Source organism: Streptomyces sp. NBC_00285 (genome assembly GCF_036174265.1).
In the GTDB taxonomy this organism is placed as follows: domain Bacteria; phylum Actinomycetota; class Actinomycetes; order Streptomycetales; family Streptomycetaceae; genus Streptomyces.
The window spans coordinates 1,779,461-1,802,475 of record NZ_CP108055.1 but is presented as its reverse complement, the minus strand read 5'-3'; the positions used below and the strand labels follow the sequence as shown (position 1 = coordinate 1,802,475).

Annotated in this window: 25 protein-coding genes and 1 riboswitch; of the genes, 11 read left to right on the top strand and 14 right to left on the bottom strand. The window is 71.3% G+C overall.

Translation table 11 applies throughout. From position 1 onward, the window contains the following. Positions 1–83: 83 nt before the first annotated feature. On the top strand, positions 84–1,211 hold the full coding sequence (locus tag OHT57_RS08175; protein ID WP_328745393.1) for an 8-amino-7-oxononanoate synthase: 1,128 nt from the start codon (positions 84–86) through the stop codon (positions 1,209–1,211). Between the two features lie 39 nt (positions 1,212–1,250). Here OHT57_RS08175 and OHT57_RS08170 read toward each other — a convergent pair whose 3' ends face one another. Together OHT57_RS08170 and OHT57_RS08165 are read right to left on the bottom strand one after the other, a co-directional pair. Then, the gene (locus tag OHT57_RS08170; RefSeq protein WP_328745392.1) at positions 1,251–1,472 is read right to left on the bottom strand and encodes a DUF397 domain-containing protein; all 222 of its coding nucleotides are present in this window, start codon (positions 1,470–1,472) and stop codon (positions 1,251–1,253) included. A 10-nt stretch (positions 1,473–1,482) separates the two neighbouring features. Continuing rightward, complete coding sequence (locus OHT57_RS08165) at positions 1,483–2,343, bottom strand: helix-turn-helix domain-containing protein (protein WP_328745390.1); 861 nt, start codon at positions 2,341–2,343, stop codon at positions 1,483–1,485. A gap of 214 nt (positions 2,344–2,557) precedes the next feature. Between OHT57_RS08165 and OHT57_RS08160 the strand changes: the two genes are divergently transcribed. Then, complete coding sequence (locus OHT57_RS08160) at positions 2,558–3,016, top strand: ATP-binding protein (RefSeq protein WP_328745389.1); 459 nt, start codon at positions 2,558–2,560, stop codon at positions 3,014–3,016. Between the two features lie 45 nt (positions 3,017–3,061). On the opposite strand, the gene OHT57_RS08155 is transcribed toward OHT57_RS08160, so the two are convergent. The 4 genes from OHT57_RS08155 to OHT57_RS08140 form a co-directional block, all read right to left on the bottom strand. Continuing rightward, positions 3,062–3,664: a DUF6328 family protein gene (locus tag OHT57_RS08155; RefSeq protein ID WP_328745388.1), complete on the bottom strand. Its 603-nt coding sequence runs from the start codon at positions 3,662–3,664 to the stop codon at positions 3,062–3,064. A gap of 94 nt (positions 3,665–3,758) precedes the next feature. Next, complete coding sequence (locus OHT57_RS08150; protein ID WP_328745387.1) at positions 3,759–4,232, bottom strand: C40 family peptidase; 474 nt, start codon at positions 4,230–4,232, stop codon at positions 3,759–3,761. Positions 4,233–4,235: 3 nt separating this feature from the next. Next, positions 4,236–4,406: riboswitch (cyclic di-AMP (ydaO/yuaA leader) on the bottom strand. A 377-nt stretch (positions 4,407–4,783) separates the two neighbouring features. Continuing rightward, positions 4,784–5,089, bottom strand: a complete 306-nt coding sequence (locus OHT57_RS08145; RefSeq protein WP_328745386.1) for a hypothetical protein — start codon at positions 5,087–5,089, stop codon at positions 4,784–4,786. A 7-nt stretch (positions 5,090–5,096) separates the two neighbouring features. Then, complete coding sequence (locus OHT57_RS08140) at positions 5,097–5,732, bottom strand: ATP-dependent Clp protease proteolytic subunit (RefSeq protein ID WP_328745385.1); 636 nt, start codon at positions 5,730–5,732, stop codon at positions 5,097–5,099. A 72-nt stretch (positions 5,733–5,804) separates the two neighbouring features. Between OHT57_RS08140 and OHT57_RS08135 the strand changes: the two genes are divergently transcribed. Then, a complete protein-coding gene (locus OHT57_RS08135; protein WP_328745384.1) occupies positions 5,805–6,083 on the top strand; it encodes a type II toxin-antitoxin system Phd/YefM family antitoxin in 279 nt (92 codons plus the stop codon). Positions 6,084–6,134: 51 nt separating this feature from the next. Here OHT57_RS08135 and OHT57_RS08130 read toward each other — a convergent pair whose 3' ends face one another. After that, positions 6,135–7,121 carry an ABC transporter permease gene (locus OHT57_RS08130; protein WP_328745382.1) on the bottom strand — a complete coding sequence of 329 codons (987 nt, stop codon included), beginning with the start codon at positions 7,119–7,121 and terminating at the stop codon, positions 6,135–6,137. 102 nt (positions 7,122–7,223) lie between these two features. Between OHT57_RS08130 and OHT57_RS08125 the strand changes: the two genes are divergently transcribed. The 8 genes from OHT57_RS08125 (at position 7,224) to OHT57_RS08090 (ending at position 14,355) form a co-directional block, all read left to right on the top strand. Next, positions 7,224–7,874 carry a TetR/AcrR family transcriptional regulator gene (locus OHT57_RS08125; protein WP_328745381.1) on the top strand — a complete coding sequence of 217 codons (651 nt, stop codon included), beginning with the start codon at positions 7,224–7,226 and terminating at the stop codon, positions 7,872–7,874. An 88-nt stretch (positions 7,875–7,962) separates the two neighbouring features. Then, positions 7,963–8,265 (top strand): urease subunit gamma, encoded by a 303-nt coding sequence (locus OHT57_RS08120; protein ID WP_328745380.1) that lies wholly within the window; start codon positions 7,963–7,965, stop codon positions 8,263–8,265. A gap of 11 nt (positions 8,266–8,276) precedes the next feature. Continuing rightward, positions 8,277–8,588: an urease subunit beta gene (locus OHT57_RS08115; RefSeq protein ID WP_328745379.1), complete on the top strand. Its 312-nt coding sequence runs from the start codon at positions 8,277–8,279 to the stop codon at positions 8,586–8,588. After that, a complete protein-coding gene (locus tag OHT57_RS08110) occupies positions 8,581–10,302 on the top strand; it encodes an urease subunit alpha (RefSeq protein WP_328745378.1) in 1,722 nt (573 codons plus the stop codon). The genes OHT57_RS08115 and OHT57_RS08110 overlap by 8 nt, the downstream gene beginning before the upstream one ends. A gap of 13 nt (positions 10,303–10,315) precedes the next feature. Beyond that, positions 10,316–10,993 carry an urease accessory protein UreF gene (locus tag OHT57_RS08105; RefSeq protein WP_328745377.1) on the top strand — a complete coding sequence of 226 codons (678 nt, stop codon included), beginning with the start codon at positions 10,316–10,318 and terminating at the stop codon, positions 10,991–10,993. A 174-nt stretch (positions 10,994–11,167) separates the two neighbouring features. Next, positions 11,168–11,845: an urease accessory protein UreG gene (ureG, locus tag OHT57_RS08100; protein WP_328745376.1), complete on the top strand. Its 678-nt coding sequence runs from the start codon at positions 11,168–11,170 to the stop codon at positions 11,843–11,845. Between the two features lie 41 nt (positions 11,846–11,886). Continuing rightward, complete coding sequence (locus OHT57_RS08095; RefSeq protein WP_328753147.1) at positions 11,887–12,615, top strand: urease accessory protein UreD; 729 nt, start codon at positions 11,887–11,889, stop codon at positions 12,613–12,615. Positions 12,616–12,741: 126 nt separating this feature from the next. Next, the gene (locus tag OHT57_RS08090) at positions 12,742–14,355 is read left to right on the top strand and encodes an alpha/beta hydrolase (protein WP_328745375.1); all 1,614 of its coding nucleotides are present in this window, start codon (positions 12,742–12,744) and stop codon (positions 14,353–14,355) included. A gap of 57 nt (positions 14,356–14,412) precedes the next feature. Here OHT57_RS08090 and OHT57_RS08085 read toward each other — a convergent pair whose 3' ends face one another. The 7 genes from OHT57_RS08085 to OHT57_RS08055 form a co-directional block, all read right to left on the bottom strand. Beyond that, entirely contained in the window at positions 14,413–15,426 is a 1,014-nt protein-coding gene (locus OHT57_RS08085; protein WP_328753146.1) for an NAD-dependent epimerase/dehydratase family protein, read from the bottom strand. Positions 15,427–15,496: 70 nt separating this feature from the next. Continuing rightward, a complete protein-coding gene (locus OHT57_RS08080; protein WP_328745374.1) occupies positions 15,497–16,228 on the bottom strand; it encodes a lysophospholipid acyltransferase family protein in 732 nt (243 codons plus the stop codon). A 174-nt stretch (positions 16,229–16,402) separates the two neighbouring features. Next, positions 16,403–17,635, bottom strand: a complete 1,233-nt coding sequence (locus OHT57_RS08075; RefSeq protein WP_328745373.1) for a PP2C family protein-serine/threonine phosphatase — start codon at positions 17,633–17,635, stop codon at positions 16,403–16,405. A gap of 92 nt (positions 17,636–17,727) precedes the next feature. Continuing rightward, the gene (locus tag OHT57_RS08070) at positions 17,728–20,181 is read right to left on the bottom strand and encodes a SpoIIE family protein phosphatase (RefSeq protein WP_328745372.1); all 2,454 of its coding nucleotides are present in this window, start codon (positions 20,179–20,181) and stop codon (positions 17,728–17,730) included. 112 nt (positions 20,182–20,293) lie between these two features. After that, positions 20,294–21,514: an ornithine--oxo-acid transaminase gene (rocD, locus tag OHT57_RS08065; protein WP_328745371.1), complete on the bottom strand. Its 1,221-nt coding sequence runs from the start codon at positions 21,512–21,514 to the stop codon at positions 20,294–20,296. Beyond that, entirely contained in the window at positions 21,511–22,335 is an 825-nt protein-coding gene (gene ddaH, locus OHT57_RS08060) for a dimethylargininase (protein ID WP_328745370.1), read from the bottom strand. Before ddaH ends, rocD begins: the two co-directional genes overlap by 4 nt. 151 nt (positions 22,336–22,486) lie before the next feature. Next, a complete protein-coding gene (locus OHT57_RS08055) occupies positions 22,487–22,975 on the bottom strand; it encodes an Lrp/AsnC family transcriptional regulator (protein ID WP_328745369.1) in 489 nt (162 codons plus the stop codon). Positions 22,976–23,015: the final 40 nt, after the last annotated feature.

The window sequence follows — 23,015 nt, the reverse complement described above, 5'->3', positions numbered from 1 at the left end:
CGACGTGTGCGTATTGCCACACCGTGGGTAGCGAATGCTGCCGCTAGGGTCTGTCCGTTACCTACAAAAGCCCGGGAGGACCCATGGCGTTCGGCTGGATCGACGAACAGGCCGACGCGCGCCGCCGGGCCGGACTCGTACGGACCCTGCGGCCTCGTCCCGCCGACTCACCGCTCCTCGATCTCGCGAGCAACGACTACCTGGGCCTGGCCCGCCACCCCGAGGTCGTGGCGGGGGCCGAGGCGGCCGCGCGGGCCTGGGGCGGCGGCGCGACCGGCTCCCGGCTCGTCACCGGGACCACCGAACTGCACACCGAACTCGAACGCGAGCTGGCCGGCTTCTGCGGCTTCGAGGCCGCGCTGGTCTTCTCCTCCGGATACGCGGCCAACCTCGCCGCCGTGACCGCGCTCGCACCGCACGGCTCGCTCCTCGTCTCCGACGCGGGCAACCACGCCTCGCTCATCGACGGCTGCCGGCTGGCTCGCGGTACGACCCAGGTGGTCGCGCACGCCGATCCGGAGGCCGTCCGCAAGGCGCTCGGCACCCACGACGGGCCCGCCGTCGCCGTGTCCGACACGGTCTTCTCGGTCGACGGGGACGCGGCGCCCCTGGCCGGCCTCGCCGAGGCATGCCGGGAGCACGGCGCGGGCCTGGTCGTCGACGACGCCCATGGCCTGGGTGTGCTCGGCGACGGCGGCCGCGGTGCCCCGCACGCGGCGGGTCTCGCGGGCGCCGACGACGTGGTCGTCACGGTCACGCTGTCGAAGTCGCTCGGCAGCCAGGGCGGTGCCGTGCTCGGCCCCGCACGGGTGATCGAACACCTGGTCAACGCGGCACGGACGTTCATTTTCGACACAGGTCTGGCCCCCGCGGCGGCGGGAGCCGCCCTCGCGGCCCTGCGGCTGCTCGGCCGTGAGCCCGAGCGCGCCACGCGCGCGCGTGAGGTGGCCACCGCACTGCACGCACGCCTGACCGCCGCGGGTCTGGAAGCGGTACGTCCGGACGCCGCGGTGGTCTCGGTGCGCGCACCCTCCCCGGAGGAGGCCGTTCGGTGGGCGGCCGACTGCCGTGCCGCCGGGCTCTTCGTGGGCTGTTTCCGACCCCCTTCCGTACCGGACGGCATCTCACGACTCAGGCTGACCGCGCGCGCGGACCTCTCCGAGGCGCAGATCGAACGCGCTGTGCGTGTGATCGGCGGAACACGACCATGAGTCGGCGTGACACGGCCGTGCGCCGGACGGACCGAAGGGTCAGAACGCGGCTGTGAAGCCCGCCCAGCTCTCGGGGGAGAAGAGCAGCGCGGGTCCGTCCGGGTCCTTGGAGTCTCGTACGGCGAGCAGCCCGGCCCATGGCCCGGCCGACGGCCTCGCGGTCTCGACGCAGTTGTTCGCTCCGGTGCTGTAGCTGCTGCGCAGCCAGCGCACTTCGGGCAGTTCCGTACTGGCAGATACGTTCCGAGGCAGTGCTGACATTGGTGCCTCCTTACACGCCGTCACCTATCCCGGCGATGTGATCCAACGAGTCCTCGGGTGAAAGGGCGTGGGACTGAAGGGTGTTGAAGGCCTCGGTGTAGGCCTGGAGGTCTTCTTTCCGCTCGAGGTAGAGGCTACTCGTCAAGTGGTCGAGAACAACCACGTCCAGATCAGATGTGCGCGAAAATGAGAAGATTACGAAAGGCCCGGTGATACCCACATGCGCCCCGGCCGTGAACGGCAGTACCTGTAGGCGCACTTGAGGCAGTTGTGCCGCCTCCACAAGTCTCTTCAACTGACGGGCCATCACCTCGGGGCCGCCGACCTCCCGCCGCAGCACCGCCTCGTCCAGGACCGCGCTCAACTCCAGCGGCGGCTCACCGCGCAGCACGTCCTGCCGGGCCAGCCGCACCTCGACCAGCGTGTCGAGACGTTCGTCGTCGAGGCCGCCGACCGAGGCCCAGGTCACCGCGCGGGCGTACTCGGGGGTCTGGAGCAGTCCGGGCACGACCGAGGTCTCCAGGGTGCGCATCGCGCTCGCCTGGGACTCCAGACTGATGAAGTCCCGGTAGGTCGGCGGCAGGACACCTCGGTACGCATGCCACCAGTGGTGCCGGCCGCCGCCCTCGTCGGAGCCGGCCAGCACCAGGAGCAGCTCCCGCAGATCCTTGTCCAGTACGCCGTAGGCATCCAGGAGTAACCGCACATCGGCCGGTTTCACCCCGCTGGCGCCGGTCTCGATACGGCTCACCTTCGACTGGTGCCAGCCCACGAGCCGGGCCGCCTCACCGCTGGTGAGCGCCGCGGTCGTGCGTAACGCACGCAGTTCGGCGCCCAGTTTCCGGCGGCGCACCGCAGGACCGTACTGCATGGCGCTGCTCCTTACTCCCTACGAGCCGCCCAAATACGGTCTCGCGTCGCAGAGTTCACCGCTTCGAGCGACAGATATATGCACATCTTGGTGGATCAGCACCCGTCGGCGCCTCGGTAATGGCACTCTGACGATGAACCACCAGTCCGGGACCGTACTCGAACCATCCGCACTGTGTCGGACTCCGGTCCTGTGGGAAAGGGGCGACGTCGCCATGGCAGACCACCTGGAAGCATCCGTCACTCTGCCGAGCGAACCCGCCTCGGTCTCCGCGGCCCGCACCTATGTCCTGAACACACTCGCGGAGTGGGGGCTGCCACCGGCCACCGACATCGCCGAGACCGTCCGGCTCATCGTCTCCGAACTCGCCACCAATGCCGTACAGCACACGTTCGGTCAGTCACCCACCTTCACGGTGGACATCGAGCTGGACCGTGACGAACACCTGCGCATCGGGGTCACCGACAGCCACCCCCGCTTCCCCAAGCGCCTCCCGGCGGCGGTCCAGCAGGACAACGGTCGGGGGATGGTGATCATCCGCTGGCTCGCCGCGGAGTACGGCGGCAAGCTCAGAGTCAGGCCCACCCGGGAAGGCGGCAAGACCGTCTCGATCGAACTCCCGTGGACGGTGCCCGCGCAGCCGGTCACGGCGGCCGGGCAGCAGGAGCCGTGACCCACCGCGCAACCGGAAGCTCAGGGGCGACGCGCCCTCTTCGGGTCACCGCAGGCGCGGCGACGGTTCCCGGGGTGCCACACCCGGCCGAGCCGTGGCTCGCGGCCTGACCGGCTCGCGGACCGGCGGCCGAGGCGCCGCATGGGATGCCTGCGTGGCGTGGTCAGCGGCGCGCCCCGCCCGCCACACCAGTCGGGGAAGCAGCCACCACAGGCCCGGACACACCAGCAGGGTCGCCGTACCCGCGGCCACCCCGCCGGCCCGGCCGGTCGTCACGTCCGCGACGAGCAGCACCGACCCGGTGAACGCGAGGACCAGAACGCCCATGCCGACCGTGGCGAGCCGGGAGGAGACCTGCACGATGCGGGCCTTGGCGCCCCGCTGGAAGAGCGAGCGGTGCAGGGCGGCCGGCGCGGTGAAGAGGGCCGCGGCGAGCACCGCGAACAGCAGGGTGGTGACGTAGGTGGCGCGCTGGAAGGTGTCCAGCGACGGGAAGCGCTGGGTGAGGGCCAGGGTCAGCAGGAACGCGAAGAGGATCTGCACCCCGGTCCGGGTGACGCGCAGTTCCTGGAGCAGCTCGCCGAAGTTGCGGTCGGCGCGCTCCAGCGGGGTCTCGTTGCGGGCGGTGCACGGGCGGTGGTCGGCCATAGCGGTGCGGGTATCCACCTGAGCCCGTGCCGCGCGTCCCGAAGGACCCGAGGGGGTGACGTCCGGTCAGGGCGCCGTCACCCCCTCGGAGGTGTTACTTGACCCGGCCGTACCAGACGCTCTTCGTCCAGATCTTCTGCAGCCTCACCACGTCCCCGGTCTTGGGGGCGTGCCAGATCTTCCCCTTCCCGGCGTAGAGACCGACGTGGTAGACGTTCGAACCTGAGTGGAAGAACACCAGGTCACCGGCCTTGCGGCTGCCCGCGGAGATGTGCCGGGTCTTGTTGTACTGCTGGGCCGCCGTGCGCGGGAGCTTCTTGCCCACCTTCTTGAACGAGTACATCGTGAGCCCTGAGCAGTCGAAACGCGATGGCCCCGTGGCGCCGTACCTGTACGGCGAGCCCTTCTTGGAGGCCGCGACCTTGAGTGCCTTCGTCGCCGGCGTGGCGGCCGCGGCGTCGGCGGCGAAGCCCGGGATCACGACAGAGCCGCCCACAGCGGCGAGTGTCAGTGCCGAAGCCGTACCGGCTCGGACCATCAGCGACGGGACACGATTGAGCGCAGACATGCGCAACCCTTCGTCAGCCGCCTGTGAAGGATGACCTGTCGGATTCGGGCTGACAAAGTTGCCCGGCCGCTGACGCGGCTTCACCCCAAGGGCTGCTCGGCCCGGTCATGGCGTGACCGTTCCGGCGACCCGTCGTGCCTGGGTCCTCCACTCCTGCCGATGCACCTCTGTCGACCGGTCATCCGGGCGGCGGCAGGACTCGGCGTCCGCCCGGATCGCCCCGCCGCTGCGGCGGGGGCTTGTCGTCAGACAGGGATCTTGGCGCAAAGAAGTCCGAAAAACCCAACAGAACCGGGGGTTTGTGGCGTTACTCACCACTCACTCGTTCGGGTGGACACCTGAGCGATCGAAAGGTGTCGAGGGGCTGAAGGACCCCCGGACCAGCGCAGGAACTCCTCATTCCGCTCATGCGCTACGCGTGTTGCGCGACCCTTCCGGTCGTCAAAAAGGAGCCGCCCCCCCTCCAACAGGGGGTACGTCGTCTGGTCCGTTTCAACCGCGCTCCGGACGCCCCGTCAGAACCACGGGGTACGCGGGCCGCTGCTGAAGCATCAGTCGTCCGGGCCGGGCGGGAGGGTGACCCGCGCCGCGCGCCGTTCACCGTCCAGGACCCGCAGGGCCCGCGCCAGAGTCGCGGCGTGCATCTCGTGCTCACCCCGGCGGTGCATCAGCGCGAGCGCGTCCCGCAACTCGGTCGCCCTGCTCACCAGCGCCTGCGCCGCGCGCAGTCCGCCGTAGGTGTCCTCGTGCCGGGCGGGGTTGATCCGGCCCAGCAGGTCGACCACGTCGAGATATCGGTCGATCAGCTCGCCCTCGGCGCGTGTGAGGGCGGGCAGCGGTGGGAGATCCGGCACCATCGGCAGTTCACCTCGCGCCTTGCGTGCCGCGCGTGGACCTGCGGCTCGGGACGATCGCGTCCACCAGGCCGTGGTCCAGCGCGCCCTGCGCGTCCAGGATCCTGTCCCGCTCGATGTCCGCGCTCACCTGCTCGGCGCTGCGCCCGGTGTGCCGGACGAGCATCTCCTCCAGGCGGGCCCGCACGCGGAGCAGTTCGTCGGCCTGGACGGCAAGGTCACTGGCCTGCCCGTGCACCGGTTCGTTCAGTGCCGGCTGGTGGATCACCACCCGCGCGCCCGGCAGCACGGAGCGCTTGCCCGGGGTGCCCGCCGCCAGCAGCACCGCCGCGGAGGACCCGGCCTGTCCGAGACACGTCGTCTCCACGTCGCAGCCGACGTACTGCATCGTGTCGTAGATCGCCGACATCGCGCTGAACGAGCCGCCGGGGGAGTTGATGTACAGCGCGATGTCCCGGTCGGGGTCCTGGTACTCGAGGTACATGAACTGCGCCATCAGATCGTTCGCCGAGGTGTCGTCGATCCGCGTCCCGAGGAAGACGATCCGCTCCTCCAGGAGCTTCGAGTACGGATCCGTCGTCCTGTGCCCGGAGCCGGTGCGCTCATGGAACTCGGGCAGGACGTGACGCGCGGTCGGTCGGGTCATGGCGTACCCCTCGCTCATGGCAGAGTTGCCTGTCAAAAATGTACAGGACGTACGTGACGTTATGATGGGGGTATGGCCTACGAGATTCCGGTGACGCAAGCCAGGGCTGAGCTCGCCGACCTGATCAACCGGGTGGTGTACGGCGGCGAGCGCGTCGTCGTCACACGACACGGAAAGCCGCTGGTCGCCCTGGTCTCCGCCGCCGACCTCGAACGGCTGGAGAAGCTGCAGGGGTCCGTCGAGGACCAGGTGGTCACTTCGGTCTCGACCGTGCGCGAGGTCGCGTCCGCTCCCCGCGAACAGCAGCGCTTCGGCATCGCGGCGCATCACCGGGGGGCCGGGGCCCCGTAGAAACGCGTGCGCCCCGGCCGTCGGGACGGGGTGCACGCGAGAGCGGTTCGGTCAGCCGACGGCGGTGAGTTCGGGCTCCGCGGCGGTGGATTCGGTGCTCTTCGCCCGCGTCTTCAGCGCGCTGCCGAGCGTGACGGCGCCGAGGCCCAGTACGGCCCACGAGGTGAGTGCCAGGGCGGGGCCGGTCGCCGCCGCGCCGTCGAAGAACGTCACCGAGCGCAGCAGCGTCGCGCTCGCACCCGGCGGCAGCCACTGACCGATCGTGCCGACCGGCTCCGGCAGCAGTTGCGGGGCCGAGGAGGCGCCCGAGAACGGGTTGCCGAGGAACATCACCAGGAACGCGACGGCGCCGATCCCCGCGTGTCCGATGAGGGCGGCGAGTCCCGCGACGGCCGCGCTCACCGCCAGGGTCGCCAGCGCGAGCGTCCCCGCCTCGGCCCACCAGTTGCCGCCCAGGGCGCCGAGCCAGCTGTCCGCCAGTGCGGCCGCGATCACGCCCACCAGGGCGGCGCTGAGGGTGAGCCCGGCCACGGCGCGAAGTCCTCGCAGCCCGAGCACGGTCACGACGGCGCCCGCGACGATGCCGGCCAGGGCGAGGGGCAGCACGGACGAGCTCAGGGCCGCACCCCTCGGGTCGGATGCGGGGGCGGGGACGACGTCCACGGTCCTCGGCGCGGTGCCGCTCGCCGCGGTCTGCTGGGCCACTGCCTGCTGGAGGAGTTGGGCGACGACCGGGCTCGCGGCCGAGGCGGTCAGCAGTTCGGGCCCCTGTGCGGTGACCACGACCGCTCCGTATACGGTCCGGTCCTCGATCGCGGTCCGGGCGGCGGCCTCGTCGGCGTAGCGGTGGATCTCGAAGGCGCCCTCGTGGTTCCGGAGCTGTTTCTCCACCTGTGCGGTCGCGGCGGCAGGCCCGGCCACGCCGAGCGGCAGGTCGCGGGGTGCGGTGCGGGCGGCGGGCCAGGCGAAGGCCCACAGCGCCAGGGCGGCGAGCAGCGGCACGAGGACGACGACCGCGATCAGGCGGCGGGTGGCCATGGGAGTCTCCAAAAAGAAGGATCGTTCGTTTTAGGTTCGTCATCACCGTCCCGCTGTTGGCTCGCCTTGTCAAGAAGGAATGTTCGTTTTATGTTGTGGAACATGGCCCGCGTATCCCAGGCACACCTCGACGCCCGCCGCCGTCAGATCCTCGACGGCGCCTCGATCTGCTTCGCCCGCAACGGTTTCCACGCCACGTCGATGCAGGACGTGCTGAAGGAGGCCGACCTGTCGGCCGGGGCGGTGTACCGCTACTTCAGCGGCAAGGAGGAGCTGATCGGCGCGATCGTGGGGGAAGTGCTGGGCCAGGTCCACGAGGGTTTCGAGGAGGCGGCCCGCAGCAGCCCGCCGCCGTCCCCGGACGTCCTGGTGGCGTCGGTGCTCACCCGTGTCCTCGCCGCCAAGGAGTCCCTGACCGTGGACGGCCGGCCGGCGTTCCCCCGGCTGGTCGTCCAGGTGTGGACCGAGACCCTCCGCAACGACGAGCTCGCGGCCCTCCTGCGCGAGGGCTACGGCGCCGTCCGTGAGACCTGGACGCGGATCACCCGGGCGTACCAGGACGCCGGGGTGATGCGGGCGGACGTCCCCCCGGAACACGTGGCCCGCACGATGATGGCGACCGCGATGGGTTTCCTCGCGCAGCAGGCGCTGTTCGGGCCGACGCCCGCCGAGATCCTGGGCGACGGTCTACGGGCGTTGATGAGCGTGCGGGATCATGACTTGGTTAACTTGCCTGAAACCGGATCCAACTAGCCTGCGGATCCACGCCACCAGGGAGTTTGCCCCGGGGCTGCGGCAACCGGACCCCGCACGGTCCGTAGCGAGGACTGTGAGGTGGGACGTGCAACTGACCCCGCACGAGCAAGAGAGGCTGCTCATCCATGTGGCGGCCGACGTGGCGGAGAAGCGCAGGGCCCGCGGGCTCAGGCTCAACCACCCCGAGGCGGTCGCCCTCATCACGTCGCACATCCTCGAAGGGGCGCGTGACGGCCGTACCGTCGCCGAACTCATGGTCTCCGGGCGGGAGCTGCTCACCCGGGACGACGTCATGGAGGGCATCCCCGAGATGATCCACGACGTCCAGGTCGAGGCGACCTTCCCGGACGGCACGAAGCTCGTCACCGTCCACGACCCGATCGTCTGAGGGGGCCGTCGATGATTCCCGGAGAGATCTTCTTCGCCGACGGGCCGATCGCCTACAACGAGGGCCGCGAGGTCACCCGGCTGACCGTCCTCAACGCCGCCGACCGGCCCGTCCAGGTCGGCTCCCACTACCACTTCGCCGAGACCAACCCCGGCCTGGAGTTCGACCGTGCCGCGGCGCACGGCAGGCGGCTGAACATCGCCGCCGGCACCGCCGTGCGCTTCGAGCCCGGTATCCCGGTCGAGGTGGAACTCGTCCCGCTCACCGGCGCCCGCGTGGTGCCGGGTCTGCGCGGGGAGACCGGAGGTGCCCTCGATGCCTGAGATCTCCCGCGCCGCGTACGCCGACCTGTTCGGCCCCACCACCGGCGACCGCATCCGGCTCGCCGACACGGACCTGATCGTCGAGGTCGAGGAGGACAGATCCGGCGGCCCCGGGCTCGCCGGTGACGAGGCCGTCTTCGGCGGCGGCAAGGTCATCCGCGAGTCGATGGGCCAGTCGCGCGCCACACGCGCCGAAGGCACCCCGGACACCGTCATCACGGGCGCGGTCATCGTCGACCACTGGGGCATCGTCAAGGCCGACGTCGGCATCCGCGACGGCCGGATCACCGGCATCGGCAAGGCGGGCAACCCCGACACCATGGACGGTGTCCACCCCGACCTCGTGATCGGCCCCGAGACCGAGATCATCGCGGGCAACGGGCGGATCCTGACCGCGGGCGCCGTCGACGCGCACGTCCACTTCATCTGCCCGCAGATCGCCGACGAGGCGCTGGCGTCCGGGGTGACCACGATCGTCGGCGGCGGCACCGGACCGGCGGAGGGCTCGAAGGCCACCACCGTCACGCCCGGCCCCTGGCACCTCGCCCGGATGATGGAGGCGATGGAGGCGTACCCACTCAACATCGGCTTCCTCGGCAAGGGCAACACCGTCTCCCACGAGGCGATGCTGTCGCAGATCCGCGGCGGCGCGCTCGGCCTGAAACTGCACGAGGACTGGGGCTCGACCCCCGCGGTCATCGACGCCTCGCTGACCGTCGCCGAGCGGACCGGCGTCCAGGTCGCCATCCACACGGACACCCTCAACGAGGCCGGGTTCGTCGGCGACACCCTCGCCGCGATCGCCGGGCGGGGCATCCACGCCTACCACACCGAGGGTGCGGGCGGCGGGCACGCGCCGGACATCATGACCGTGGTCTCGCAGCCGCACGTGCTGCCCAGCTCGACCAACCCGACCCGCCCCTACACCGTCAACACCGCCGAGGAACACCTCGACATGCTGATGGTGTGCCACCATCTCAACTCCGCGGTGCCGGAGGACCTCGCCTTCGCCGAGTCCCGCATCCGGCCCACCACGATCGGCGCCGAGGACATCCTGCACGACCTCGGAGCCATCTCGATCATCTCCTCCGACGCCCAGGCCATGGGACGCGTCGGCGAGGTCATCATGCGGACCTGGCAGACCGCCCACGTCATGAAGCGGCGCCGGGGTGCGCTGCCGGGTGACGGGCGGGCGGACAACCATCGGGTACGGCGCTATGTCGCCAAGTACACGATCAACCCCGCCATCGCCCAGGGACTCTCCCACGAGGTCGGCTCCGTCGAGACCGGCAAGCTCGCGGACCTCGTGCTGTGGCAGCCCGCCTTCTTCGGGGTGAAGCCGCATCTCGTCATCAAGGGCGGGCAGATCGCGTACGCGCAGATGGGCGACGCCAACGCGTCCATCCCGACACCGCAGCCGATCCTTCCGCGGCCGATGTTCGGGGCGATCGGACGGGCCCCCGCCTCGAACTCCTTCAACTTCGTGGCGCCCCTGGCCATCGACGACGGGCTGCCCGAGCGGCTTCAGCTGGGTAAACGATTCGTCGCGATCGAGTCGACGCGCGGGGTCACCAAGGCCGACATGCGGGAGAACGACGCGCGGCCCGACGTGCGGGTCGACCCCGACAGCTTCGCCGTGCACATCGACGGTGAACTGGTGGAAGCCACCCCGGCGGCCGAACTGCCCCTGGCCCAGCGTTACTTCCTCTTCTGATGGCGTGGTTGTGATGTCACGGGCCGCACTTCTCGTCCTGGCCGACGGCCGGTTTCCCGCCGGAGGGCACGCGCACTCCGGCGGGGCCGAGGCGGCGGTCAAGGCGGGGCGGATCACCGGGGCGGCGAGTCTGGAGTCCTTCTGCCGGGGGCGGCTGCACACGGCGGGCCTGGTGTCGGCCGCGTTCGCCGCCGCGGCCGTGCTGGGGTTCCCTCCCGCGGAGCTGGACGCGGCCGCGGACGCCCGCACGCCGTCGCCCGCCCTGCGGGTCGCCGCGCGAAAGCTGGGCCGGCAGCTGATGAGGGCCGCTCGGGCGACCTGGCCCTCGGACGAACTCGACGCGGTGGCCCGGGAGTTCCCCAAGGGCGCCCATCAGCCGGTCGTGCTGGGACTCGCTGCGCGGGCGGCGGGACTGGAGGCCCTGGACGCGGCCCACTGCGCGGCGTACGAGAGCGTGAGCGGGCCCGCGTCCGCGGCGGTGCGGTTGCTGAGCCTCGACCCGTTCGACGCGACGGGAGCGCTGGCGCGGCTGGCGCCGGAGCTGGACCTCGTCGCGGATCGGGCGGTGGAGGCGGCCCGGCGGGCCGTCGCCGGCGCGGGCGTCGATGCGTTGCCTTCGGCTTCCGCGCCCCTGCTGGAGATCGGGGCGGAGGCGCATGCGGCATGGCCGGTACGGCTGTTCGCGTCGTGAGCTTCCTTCGCCCCCGCCGCGCCCACCCGTCCCGTCCCCAGGGGCTGCCGCCCCTTCGGCCCCGCCACGGGGCTCCGCCCCGGACCCCGCTCCTCAAACGCCGGAGGGGCTGGGTTGACCGGCCCCCACGCACCTGCACCTGACCACGAACCCCCCTCGGCCGAGGAGCCGTACATGCATCTGGACCATCACCACGACGGCCCCGCCGCAGTAAGCGCTGACGCTCATCGGGCCGACGGCACTCACCGGGCCCTGCGCATCGGTCTCGGCGGACCCGTCGGCTCCGGCAAGACCGCCACCGTCGCCGCCCTCTGCCGGGCCCTGCGCGACGAACTGTCCCTCGCCGTCGTCACCAACGACATCTACACCCGGGAGGACGCCGAGTTCCTGCTCAGGGAGGCCGTGCTGCCACCCGAGCGGATCACCGCCGTGGAGACGGGAGCCTGTCCGCACACCGCGATCCGGGACGACATCTCCGCCAACCTCGAAGCCGTCGAGGACCTGGAGGACGAGGTGGGGCCCCTGGATCTCATCCTCGTCGAGAGCGGGGGCGACAATCTCACCGCCACCTTCTCCAAGGGGCTGGTCGACGCCCAGATCTTCGTGATCGACGTTGCCGGGGGCGACGACATCCCGCGCAAGGGCGGTCCCGGTGTCACCACCGCCGACCTGCTCATCGTCAACAAGACCGACCTCGCGCCGTACGTCGGGTCCGACCTCGCGCGGATGGCCGCCGACGCCAAGGCCCAGCGTGCCGAACTGCCGGTCGTCTTCCAGTCGCTCAGGGGCGGGACCGGCGTCGCGGACGTCGCCGCCTGGGTGCGGGCGCAGCTCGCCGCGTGGACGGCGTGACCGGGGCCGCGGCCGCGACGGGGGTGCGGGCCACCGCGCGGATGGTCGCGCGGGACGACGGACGCGGCGGTACGGCCCTGCCCGTGCTGGAGAGCGACGGGCCGCTGGCACTGCGGCGGACCCGTGGGAGCGGGTCCGAGGCGCGGGTCGTGCTCGTCGGGGCGATGAGCGGACCGCTCGGCGGCGACCACTTCACCGTGGAGGCCGGCGTCGGTACAGGCGCCCGGCTGCGGGTCGGATCGGCCGCCGCCACCATCGCCCTGCCGGGACAGACCAAGGGCGAGGCCCACTACGACGTACGTCTCACGGTCGCCGACGAGGCCGAACTGCACTGGCTTCCCGAGCAGTTGATCTCCGTGGGCGGCAGTGATCTGTACGTCACCACCCGGGTCGACCTTGCTCGGACCGGCCGCCTCGTGCTGCGTGAGGAGCAGGTGCTCGGGCGGGTGGGGGAGGAACCCGGACGGTTGAGCAGCCGGCTCGTCCTGCGGATCGCGGGGCGCACCGTGCTCGACCAGGAACTGGCCTGCGGACCTGGGGCGCCGGGCGGCTGGGACGGGCCCGCGGTGCTCGCGGGGCACCGAGCCGTGGGCCAACTCCTGGTCGCACGGCCTGAGTTCGCCGAAGCGCCGGTGACCGCGCGGGTGCTCGGCGAGGGTGCCGTCCTCGTACCGTTGGCGGGCCCCGCCGCGCTCGTGACCGCCGTCGCCCCGGATGCTCTGCTGTTGCGCCGGGTCCTGGACGAGGCACTGGCGGCCTTCAGCTTCTAGTCCGCCCAGCGAACGAATCCTTCCGTTTATCGGATTGGCAAAGAAGCTACGCATCCCCTGTTCACAACGTCTCCACAGCCACGAGGATCCCCGTACGAATCGAATCGACGTACGGGGAGGTCCCTCTTGAGGGAGACGAGACCGAAGTGGCGGACGACCGCACTCGGTTCGGCCGGGGTTCTCATCACGGCCACACTCATATCCGGTGCCCTCGCGATACCCGCGGCCGGCGCCAACACGCACGCCGATGCCACCCGGCACGGGCAGGACCGCGAGACGGTCGGCGCCGCGATCGCCGCCGCCCGGGCCGCGAAGGCCGGTATCGACTGGGCGGACTGCCCCGCAGACTGGGGGTTCGCGAAGCCCGTGCAGTGCGGCTGGGTCAGCGTGCCGCTGGACTACGCCAAGCCGAACGGCAAGCAGATCAAGCTCGCCGTCGACCACATCGGCAACACCGGCACCGCGGCGGAGCGCCAGGGCGCCCTCGTCTACAACCCGGGCGGCCCCGGCGCCTCCGGCATGCGCTTCCCGCTCCGCGTCACGACCAAGAACCCGATCTGGGCCAACGCGGCCAAGGCGTACGACTTCGTGGGCTTCGACCCGCGCGGCGTCGGCCACTCCGCGCCCATCTCCTGCCTGGACCCGCAGGAGTTCGTGAAGGCGCCCAAGGCCGACCCGGTGCCGGATTCCGAGGCCGACAAGCGCGCCCAGCGCAAGCTGGCCCGTGAGTACGCCGAGGGCTGCGCGGAGCGCACCGGCAAGGCGATGCTCCAGCAGATGACCACGCCCAACACCGTGCGCGACCTGGACGTCATCCGTGCCGCGCTCGGCGAGAAGACGCTCAACTACCTGGGCGTCTCCTACGGCACCTACATCGGCGCCGTCTACGGCACCATGTTCCCCGGCCACGTCCGCCGCATGGTCGTCGACAGCGTCGTCAACCCGTCCCGGGAGAACATCTGGTACGAGGCCAACCTCGACCAGGACGTCGCCTTCGAGGGCCGCTGGAAGGACTGGGAGGACTGGGTCGCCGCCAACGACACCGCCTTCCACCTCGGCACCACCCGCGCCGCGGTCCAGGCCAAGTGGCTCGAACTGCGCGCCACCGCCAAGAAGAACCCCATCGGCGGGGTCGTCGGCCCGGCCGAGCTGATCGGCTTCTTCCAGAGCGCCCCGTACTACGACTCCTCGTGGGTGCCGGTCGCGACCGTGTTCAGCAAGTACGTCGCCGGTGACACACAGGCGCTCGTCGACGCGGCCGCCCCGGACCTGTCGGACACCGCGGGCAACATCGCCTCGGAGAACGGCAACGCCGTCTACACGGCCGTCGAGTGCACCGACGCCAAGTGGCCCACCAGCTGGAAGAAGTGGGACCGCGACAACACCGAGCTCAACAAGCAGTACCCGTTCATGACCTGGGCCAACGCCTGGCTGAACCTGCCCTGCGCCACCTGGCCGGTCAAGCAGCAGAGCCCGGTCGAGGTCCGTACCGGCAAGGGCCTGCCCGGTGTGCTGATCGTGCAGTCCCAGCGTGACGCGGCCACCCCGTACCCGGGCGCCGTCGAACTGCACAAGCGCTTCAAGGGCTCCCGCCTGATCACCGAGAAGGACGCGGGCTCCCACGGTGTGACCGGCCTGGTCAACCCGTGCATCAACTCGCGGGTGGACGCGTACCTGCTCACCGGCGCGCTGGACAAGGCCGACGTGACGTGCACCCCGCACGCCACGCCCAAGCCGTAGTCGCACACGCCGTACGACGGTGAAGGGGGCGGCCCGAGCCACGGGCCGCCCCCTTCCTCACGCCCCGAGGAACTCGTCCTCCGCCGCGTAGTCGAAGAGGTCGCCGTACGTCGGGAACATCTTCGGGTACGCCTCCCGCCAGTCCCGTCCCTCCAGTTGCCGCTCGATCCAGGCGACGGTCTCCGGCAGCCGGTCCGCGTACCGCACCACCGGGCGATAGCCCAACTCCCGTTCCGCGGCGGACATGTCGCAGACCACCGGCGCGGGCACCGACCACGGGGTGTCGCCCACGACCGGTGACGGAGGCGGCCCGTCCAGCAGGACCGTCTCGGTCCGGGCGCCCATGACGGCGTCGATCGCACCGGCGATCTCCGCGACCGTGGGGGCGTCCGGGTCAACGGCGTTGAGGACCCGGCTGCCGGGCCGTGCCGCCGCCAGCCGGATCAGCTCCGCGATGTTGTGGACGCTCGCGGGGTGGAAGCGGCTCCTTCCGCCGAAGGGGAGCACCCGCCGAGGGCGGGCGTCGAGGTTGCGCTTGACGAAGTAGAGCTCGCGCGGTGTCCGGCAGTGCGGCCCGTGGACTGCGCCCGCCCGCAGCAGCGTGGTGGGCAACCGGTCGCCCGCAGCGAGGAGTTCACGCTCCAGTCCCGCCTTGCGGGTGCTGTACGACGTCTCGCCCGGCGGGACCGTCCGCTGTGCCTCGCTCAACGGCACCGGGTACTCCGGGAAGCCGTCCGGCTCGCCCTGGGTGTCGAAGGTGCGGCCTCTGCCGTCCTCGTACACCGAGATGCTGGAGATCACCACGGCCGAGCCCACACGGCCGGCCAGCGACACCAACTGCCGCGCGTGCTCGGGCCCGTAGGCGACCATGTCCACCAGGACCCCGCAGTCGTCGCCCACCACGGCGGCCAGAGCGGCGTCGTCCGCCCGGTCGGCCCGCGCCGTGCGCACGTCCGCGGGCCAGTCCGCGTCCCGTCCGCCGCCCCGGGAGACGGCCGTCACCTCCCAGCCGTCCCCGGCCAGCGCCGCCACGGCCACCCGCCCGATCTGCCCGGTCGCTCCGATCACCACAGCACGTCTCATACGGCGACGCTACGGCCGGAAAGCTCCCCGGCACAGGCCGCTCTGCCGACGGCAGACGTCAACCGAGCGGCAGCCGCGGGAACTTGCGCTCCTTCTCCTTGGCCGAGCGCGCGGCGGCCTCCTCCGCCTTCACCACGGCCGCGTACTGGTCGACGTACTCCTGGCCGGACAGCTTCAGGATGGCGTACATGATCTCGTCGGTGATGGCCCGCAGGATCGCCTTCTCGTTCTCCATGCCCTCGTAGCGGGAGAAGTCGAGGGGCTTGCCGAAGCGGATCACCACGGGGTGGACGTTCGGGATGACCTTGCCCGGGGGCTGCGCCTCGAAGGTGCCGATCATCGCGCAGGGGATGACCGGGACCTGAGCCTTGAGCGCCATCACCGCGACGCCGACCTTGCCCTTGTAGAGACGGCCGTCGTGGGAGCGGGTGCCCTCCGGATAGATGCCGAGCAGTTCGTCCTTGCTCAGCACGCCGAGGCCCTCACGGATGGCGGCCTGACCCGCCTCCTTGCCGGAGCGGTCGACCGGGATCTGCCCGGCGCTGCGGAAGAAGAAGGCGGTCAACCGGCCCTTGACGCCGGGGCCGGTGAAGTACTCGGCCTTCGCCAGGAAGGTGATGCGCCGCTTGAGGACCGCGGGCATCAGAAAGTGGTCGGCGAAGGACAGGTGGTTGCCGGCCACGATGGCCGCACCCGAGTCCGGGATGTGCTCCAGGCCTTCTATTCGAGGCCGGAAGAGCAGTCTCAGCAACGGCCCCAACAGTACGTATTTGAGCAGGTAGTAGAACAAGAGGGGGCGCTCCTCGGTCGGGCGGACGGCTCAACTCCGCGTTCTGGCTGGTCAACCGGCGTGAGACGGGGCTGTCAGTGTAGGCGCAGGGGGCAGGAGCCGAAACAGCGCCGACCGCCGGTCCGGGCCGGTTCCCGCCGGCCGCGTCTGCTCCACGACGGCATTCCGTCGCGTTCACAGCCGCACGATGACGAGCGCCGTGTCGTCGGTGGCACCGCCGGGCGGGAGGAGCTCCAGCAGGACCGCGTCGGCGAGGGTCTCGGGGTCGTCCCCGCGATGCCGGGCGAGAGAGTCGGCGAGCCGGGCGAGGCCCTTGTCGATGTCCTCGTGCCGCCGCTCCACCAGGCCGTCGGTGTACAGGGCGAGCGTCGCGCCGCTGCTGAAGGTGGTCGAGGCCTGCGGCCGGGCGACGGGGTCGGGGTGGGCGTCCAGCGGCGGGTCGGTCGCCTTGTCCAGGCACTCCACCCGGCCGTCGGGGTGCACCAGCATCGGCGGCGGATGCCCGGCGCTGCTGTAGGTGATGGTCTGGTGGTCGAGGTCGATGAAGGTGGTCACCGCGGTCGCCGACTCGGCTCCGTCGACCACATGGGCGTACCGGCCCAGCACGTCCAGAGCCTGCGCCGGGCCCTCGGCCACCCGGGAGGCGGCGCTCAGGGCGCTGCGCAGCTGGCCCATCACCCCGGCGGCGGCGAGCCCGTGGCCCACCACGTCGCCGACCGAGACGCCGACGCGGTGTCCGCCGACCAGGTCGACCACGTCGTACCAGTCGCCGCACACGTTCAGCGCGCCGACCGCGGGCCGGTACCGGACGGCGGCCCGGTGCACCGTCTGCCGGCACGCGGGCAGCATGGCCTCCTGCAGGGTCAGCGCGACCTCGCGGTCGTGGGCGTGGGCCTTGCGCAGCCTCTCGTTGAGCTCCTGGAGCTCACGGGCGCGGGTGTACAGCTCGGCCTCCAGGACCCGGGACCGGTCGCCGTCCGGCCCGCCGCGCGCCCGGATCAGTTCGGTGACCTCCTCGACCCGGTGCACCAGCAGCTTCACCTTGCCGTCCGGGCCGAAAAGGGGCGCGTTGCACGGGCTCCAGTAGCGCTCCTCCCATGCCCCCGGCCGACCGGGCACCTCGACGTCGTACCGCTGCAGGGCCATGGAGTCGCGCTCCCCGGTCTGAAGGACCCGGCGCAGGGAGGCGGCCAGATTGCGCATGCCGGACGCGGCGGGGTCGTTCGGGTTGTCCGGGAAGACGTCGAAGAGATAGCGGCCCACGACCTCTTCGCGGCGGCGCCCGGCCATGCGCAGGAACTCCTCGTTGACGTCCGCGTACACCAGGTCGGGAGTGAGCAGCGCGACCATGCCCGGCAGGGCCTGGAACACGGCCGCATAGTCGGTGTCGATGGATCTGTCGGACATGGCTGCCGCCTCACCGCCGGGATCACACCAGTTTCCCATGGTATGAGGGGGTTGCGGGGGCGATCTGCGCGTACTCCTACGGGCCCCGGCCGTCAGTCGGTAGGCTCCTGGAGCGACTGCTCGGCCCAGATGATCTTTCCCTCGGGTACGAACCGGGTGCCCCAGCGCTGCGCGAACTGCGAGACCAGCAGCAGCCCCCGGCCGCCCTCGTCGGTGGTGCGCGGGTGACGCAGATGGGGAGCCGTGGCGCCGCTGTCGAACACCTCGCAGACCAGCGTTCGCTCCCGGATCAGCCGGAGCCTGACCGGGCCGACTGCGTGCCGGATGGCGTTGGTGACCAGTTCGCTGACGATCAGCTCCGTCGTGAACGCGAACTCCTCCAGGCCCCACTCCGTCAGCTGTCGCGACGCCGTCTTGCGGGCCTCGGCGACCAGGGACGGATCGACGGGTACGTCCCAGTCCGCGACCTGCCCCGGTCCCAGCAGCCGGGTGCGGGCCATCAGCAGCGCCACATCGTCGTGCGGCCGGTCCGGCGACAGCGCGTCGACGACGGCCCGGCAGCGCAGGTCGAGCGAGGGCGCGGGGCGCTCCAGTGCCTCGCGCAGCCGGTCCCGGCCGGTGTCCGCGGTCCACTCCTCGCCGCGGGCGAGCAGACCGTCGGTGTGCAGCGCGAGCGTGCTGCCGGCCGCCAGGGCGAGCTCGACCGACTCGAAGGGCGGGCCGCCGACACCGAGTGCCGGGCCCTGCGGGAGGTCCACGAAGGCGACCGTGCCGTCGGGCAGGATCACGGCGGGCGCGGGATGCCCGGCGGAGGCCATCGCGCACTGTCCGTCGACCGGGTCGTAGACGACGTAGACACAGCCGGAGCCCACCGCCTGCGCGCTGTCGGTGTCCTCGCCGGACTCCGCCGAGCCCGCCGGGTCCGGGCCCTCCTCACGCGCCGCCCGGGCGACCAGGTCGTCGAGATGCCCCAGCACCTCCTCGGGCGGCAGCTCCAGGGCCGCAAGCGTCCGTACGGCGGTCCGCAGCCGGCCCATCGCGGCGGCGGCACCGATGCCGTGCCCGGGCACCTCGCCCACCACCAGGGCGACCCGCGCGCCGGAGAGCGGGATCAGGTCGTACCAGTCACCGCCGAGGCCGGTCAGCTCGTCGGCGGGCCGGTAGCAGGCGGTCACCTCCACGGCGTCCTGCTCGGGCAGCCGGTGGGGGAGCAGGCTGCGCTGGAGGACGAGCGCGGCCTCCCGCTCACGGGTGTAGCGCCGGGCGTTGTCCACACAGACGGCCGCCCGCGAGACGAGGTCCTCGGCGAGGTTCAGGTCGTCCTCGTCGAAGGGTTCCTGACGGTGCCGGCGGAAGAACGTGGTGACGCCGAGCGTGACGCCCCGGGCGCGCATCGGCACGATCATCACGCTGTGCAGGCCCAGCTCCAGGAAGGTGGCCTGCCGCCCGCCGGGAATGTCGGTGGCCCACTCCGCGGCCAGTGGATCCAGGCGCCCCTCCCGCCAGGGCGTGCCCGAGGCCAGAGCGCGCAGCGGGGGCGAGCCGGGCCGGTAGGCGGCGACCTCACCGACCTCCACGACGGCCTCCGGGACACCCTCGTTCACCGACTGCTGTCCGGCCCGCAGCAGCGGCACCTGCGCGGTGGGTTCCGCTCCCCGCAGCACCGACTCCAGCAGGTCCACGGTGACGTAGTCGGCCAGCGCCGGTACGGCCACGTCGGCCAGCTCCTGCGCGGTCCGTCGGATGTCCAGGCTGCGCCCGATGTACTCGCCGGCCCGGTCGAGCAGGGCGAGGCGCTGACGGGCCCGGTGACGCTCGGTGATGTCGACGACGGTGTAGTACACACCCATCGGATGGCCCCGGTCGTCGTCGATCCGGGTGAACGACATCGTGTGCGCGGTCTCCCGGTGCGGCGCGGAACGGACCCGCCCGACGTGTTCGTACTCCACGATCGGCTCACCGGTCTCCAGCACGCGCCTCATCTGCGCCTCGATCGCCTCTGCGTCCAGCCCCGGCTGGATCTCCGCGAACCGCAGTCCCAGCCGCTGCGGGGCCGGGGCGCTGCCGAACTTCTCCAGGGCCGGGTTGGACCACACACAGCGCAGGTCCGTGTCCACGATCGCGATGCCGATCGGCGAGCGGCTGACCATCTGTTCCAGCACCGGACGGCTCATGTCCCAGCCGGGAGCCTGAGCCATCTCGGACAGGAGCACCAGCCAGCGGGCGGAGCCGTCGCAGTCGTCGGCCACCGTGATCCGCACCATGACCCGGACCGGCCCGCCACGTCTGTCGAGGGCGGTCAGCAGCCCCGCCCAGCTGCCGTCGCTCCGGCACCGCGCGGTGATCTCCGGCAGCCGGCGGGCGTCCTCGGGGGTGAGCAGGTCCGCGACGTTCTGTCCGACGGCCTCGGAGGCGGGGTAGTCCAGCAGCCGTTCGGCGTCCCTGGTCCACCCCGTCACCGTCCCGTGGGCGTCGAGCAGCAGGGGTGCGGCATCGGCCACGTCGAACCGGTGCCGGGCGGTGTCGTGCTCTTCCTGTGCGCCCACGGACGACCTCTCTGTCGCTGAGAGTGGTCTATCACCTCTTCGCATCATCTTCACCCGGTACGTCGGGAGTGCGCGCACGGGGAGGGGCGCCCGGGTCGCCCGGCAGCGTGCGCTACCGCCGCAGAACCTTCTCAAGGACTCCGAGCGCCGACACCAGTTCCTCCGCCGTGATCGTCAGCGGAGGCGCCAGCCTGATCGTCGAGCCGTGGGTGTCCTTGACCAGGATTCCCTCGCCCATCAACAGCTTGCTCACCTCGCGGCCCGTGCCGATCGCCGGGTCGATGTCGACGCCCGCCCACAGGCCCCTCGCCCGGAAGCCGACGACACCCCTGCCGACCAGGTCGGCCAGGCCGTCCCGCAGGACCGAGCCCAGCTCGGCCGCCCTGCGCTGGAACTCGCCCGTCTCCAGCAGCTCGACCACCGCCGTGCCCACCGCCGCCGCCAGCGGGTTGCCGCCGAACGTCGAGCCGTGTTCGCCCGGACGCAGTACGCCGAGGACGTCACGGCCCGCGACCACCGCGGAGACCGGGACGATGCCGCCGCCCAGCGCCTTGCCCAGGAGCAGGACGTCGGGGACGACCCCTTCGTGCTCGACGGCCAGCGTGCGACCCGTGCGGCCGAGGCCCGACTGGATCTCGTCCGCGATGAAGAGACAACCCTTGCGGCGGGTCAGCTCCCGTACGCCGGGCAGGTAGCCGTCGTCCGGGATGACCACGCCCGCCTCGCCCTGGATCGGCTCAAGGAGCACCGCGGCCGTCGTCTCGTCGACCGCCGCCTCCAGCGCCGCGAGGTCGTTGTACGGCACGATCCGGAAGCCCGGCGTGAAGGGGCCGAAGCCCGCCCTCGCCGTCTCGTCCGTGGAGAACGACACGATCGTCGTCGTACGGCCGTGGAAGTTGTCCGCCGCCACCACGATCGTGGCCCGGTCGGCGGGGACGCCCTTCACCTCGTACGCCCACTTGCGGGCCACCTTGATGGCGCTCTCCACCGCCTCCGCGCCGGTGTTCATCGGCAGCACCATGTCCAGGCCCGTCAGCCGGGCCAGGCGCTCGGCGAACTCGGCGAGCCGGTCGTTGTGGAAGGCGCGGGAGGTCAGTGTCAGGCGGTCCAGCTGCTGGTGGGCCGCCTCGATCAGGGCCGGGTGGCGGTGGCCGAAGTTCAGGGCGGAGTACCCGGCCAGCATGTCGAGGTACCGGCGGCCCTCCACGTCCTCGACCCAGGTGCCCTCGGCACGGGCGACGACCACGGGCAGCGGGTGGTAGTTGTGCGCGAGGACCGGCTCCTCGGCACTGATGAGATCGGCGGAGGAACGCGTGCTTACGGGTGCGGTCATGAGCGGATCTCCTGGGTGCAGCACTTGATGCCGCCGCCGGCCTTGTGGAGCTCGGAGAGGTCGACGGGGACGGGGACATAGCCGTGGTCGTCGAGGCGTACGGCGAGCGCCTCGGCCTGCGGGGCGATGAAGACGTGCCGGCCGTCGGAGACGGAGTTCAGGCCGAACGCCATCGCGTCGTCACGGGTCGCGAGCACCGCGTCCGGGTACAGCCGTGCGAGCACCTCGCGACTGCCCGGCGAGAAGGCCTCCGGGTAGTACACGATGTTGTTGCCCTCGGCGGAGTCGTCGATGACGAACAGCGCGGTGTCCAGGTGGTAGAAGTGCGGGTCCACCAGGGTCAGGCTGATCACCGGGTGGCCGAAGAACTCCTGTACCTCGCGGTGTGCCTCCCGGGTCGTCCGGAACCCCGTTCCGGCCAGGACGTACCGGCCCGTCCAGACGAGGTCGCCCTCGCCCTCGCAGACCGCCACGGGACGGTGGACGTCGTAGCCCGCCGTCTTGAACCACAGGTCGTAGTGCGTGGACTCGGGGCGCCGCTCGGGCGCGTGGAAGAGGGAGCCGAAGACGCGGCCGCCGACGACGACCGCCGAGTTCGCGGCGAAGACCATGTCCGGGAGACCGGGAACCGGCTCCACGGCATCGATGGTGTGACCGTGGTTCTCGTAGGCACGGATCAGTGTCTGCCACTGCTCGTGGGCGAGATCCACGTCGACGTGGGTGTCGGGATGCATCCACGGGTTGATCGCGTACTGCACGGCGAAGTGTCTGGGTTCACAGACCAGGAAACGCCGTTGGCGCTGCACACGGGAGTCGGACACAGAGGGGTTCCTCCGCTTCCTGCGGTGTCACTTGAGGGTTGACACCAAGGTAGGAAGTGACCGGCATGCACGACAAGCAACATGACTTGCGTGTCTGCGCAGGAATGCTGCGTGTTCGGCCCACAAAACGCAGGAGTGCTGCGTTTACCGACTACGCGTCAGGTGCGGGCTGACTTGCGCCCGCCTCGGGGCTTTCCGGGAGCAGATGGGACAGCACCATCACGCTGATCGTCTTCCGGATGAACGGCTCGACCCGGATGCGTTCCAGCACCTCTTCGAAGTGCTCCACGTCCCGCGCCCGCACATGCAGCAGCGCGTCCGCGCCCCCGGTCACCGTCATCGCGGCGGTGATCTCCGGATGGTTGCGCACCACCTCGGCGAGCCGCCGCGGCGGCGCCGCGCCCTCGCAGTACACCTCGACGTACGCCTCGGTGCGCCAGCCCAGCGCCCACGGCTCCACCGTGGCCGTGAACCCGGTGATCACCCCGGTGTCCCGCATCCGGTCCACCCGCCGCTTCACCGCCGTGGCGGACAGTCCGATCGCGGCGCCGATCTCCGCGAAACTGGTTCTGGCGTTCGCCATCAGCGCGGTGACGATCTTCCGGTCGAGCTCGTCGAACGGCGTGGGCCTGCTGTTCATGCCGGCACTGTATCCAGCGGGGACGTCCGCACCTCCGCAC

Bases quoted from the DNA above. Each gene is read 5' to 3' on its own strand.
- ureG (WP_328745376.1), top strand. From the start codon at position 11,168: ATGCATCTGGACCATCACCACGACGGCCCCGCCGCAGTAAGCGCTGAC.
- OHT57_RS08165 (WP_328745390.1), bottom strand. From the start codon at position 2,343: ATGCAGTACGGTCCTGCGGTGCGCCGCCGGAAACTGGGCGCCGAACTG.
- OHT57_RS08075 (WP_328745373.1), bottom strand. From the start codon at position 17,635: ATGTCCGACAGATCCATCGACACCGACTATGCGGCCGTGTTCCAGGCC.
- OHT57_RS08170 (WP_328745392.1), bottom strand. From the start codon at position 1,472: ATGTCAGCACTGCCTCGGAACGTATCTGCCAGTACGGAACTGCCCGAA.
- rocD (WP_328745371.1), bottom strand. From the start codon at position 21,514: ATGACCGCACCCGTAAGCACGCGTTCCTCCGCCGATCTCATCAGTGCC.
- OHT57_RS08115 (WP_328745379.1), top strand. From the start codon at position 8,277: ATGATTCCCGGAGAGATCTTCTTCGCCGACGGGCCGATCGCCTACAAC.
- OHT57_RS08160 (WP_328745389.1), top strand. From the start codon at position 2,558: ATGGCAGACCACCTGGAAGCATCCGTCACTCTGCCGAGCGAACCCGCC.
- OHT57_RS08110 (WP_328745378.1), top strand. From the start codon at position 8,581: ATGCCTGAGATCTCCCGCGCCGCGTACGCCGACCTGTTCGGCCCCACC.
- OHT57_RS08140 (WP_328745385.1), bottom strand. From the start codon at position 5,732: ATGACCCGACCGACCGCGCGTCACGTCCTGCCCGAGTTCCATGAGCGC.
- OHT57_RS08175 (WP_328745393.1), top strand. From the start codon at position 84: ATGGCGTTCGGCTGGATCGACGAACAGGCCGACGCGCGCCGCCGGGCC.
- OHT57_RS08150 (WP_328745387.1), bottom strand. From the start codon at position 4,232: ATGTCTGCGCTCAATCGTGTCCCGTCGCTGATGGTCCGAGCCGGTACG.
- OHT57_RS08155 (WP_328745388.1), bottom strand. From the start codon at position 3,664: ATGGCCGACCACCGCCCGTGCACCGCCCGCAACGAGACCCCGCTGGAG.
- OHT57_RS08125 (WP_328745381.1), top strand. From the start codon at position 7,224: ATGGCCCGCGTATCCCAGGCACACCTCGACGCCCGCCGCCGTCAGATC.
- OHT57_RS08055 (WP_328745369.1), bottom strand. From the start codon at position 22,975: ATGAACAGCAGGCCCACGCCGTTCGACGAGCTCGACCGGAAGATCGTC.
- OHT57_RS08135 (WP_328745384.1), top strand. From the start codon at position 5,805: ATGGCCTACGAGATTCCGGTGACGCAAGCCAGGGCTGAGCTCGCCGAC.
- OHT57_RS08105 (WP_328745377.1), top strand. From the start codon at position 10,316: ATGTCACGGGCCGCACTTCTCGTCCTGGCCGACGGCCGGTTTCCCGCC.
- OHT57_RS08130 (WP_328745382.1), bottom strand. From the start codon at position 7,121: ATGGCCACCCGCCGCCTGATCGCGGTCGTCGTCCTCGTGCCGCTGCTC.
- OHT57_RS08145 (WP_328745386.1), bottom strand. From the start codon at position 5,089: ATGGTGCCGGATCTCCCACCGCTGCCCGCCCTCACACGCGCCGAGGGC.
- OHT57_RS08095 (WP_328753147.1), top strand. From the start codon at position 11,887: ATGGTCGCGCGGGACGACGGACGCGGCGGTACGGCCCTGCCCGTGCTG.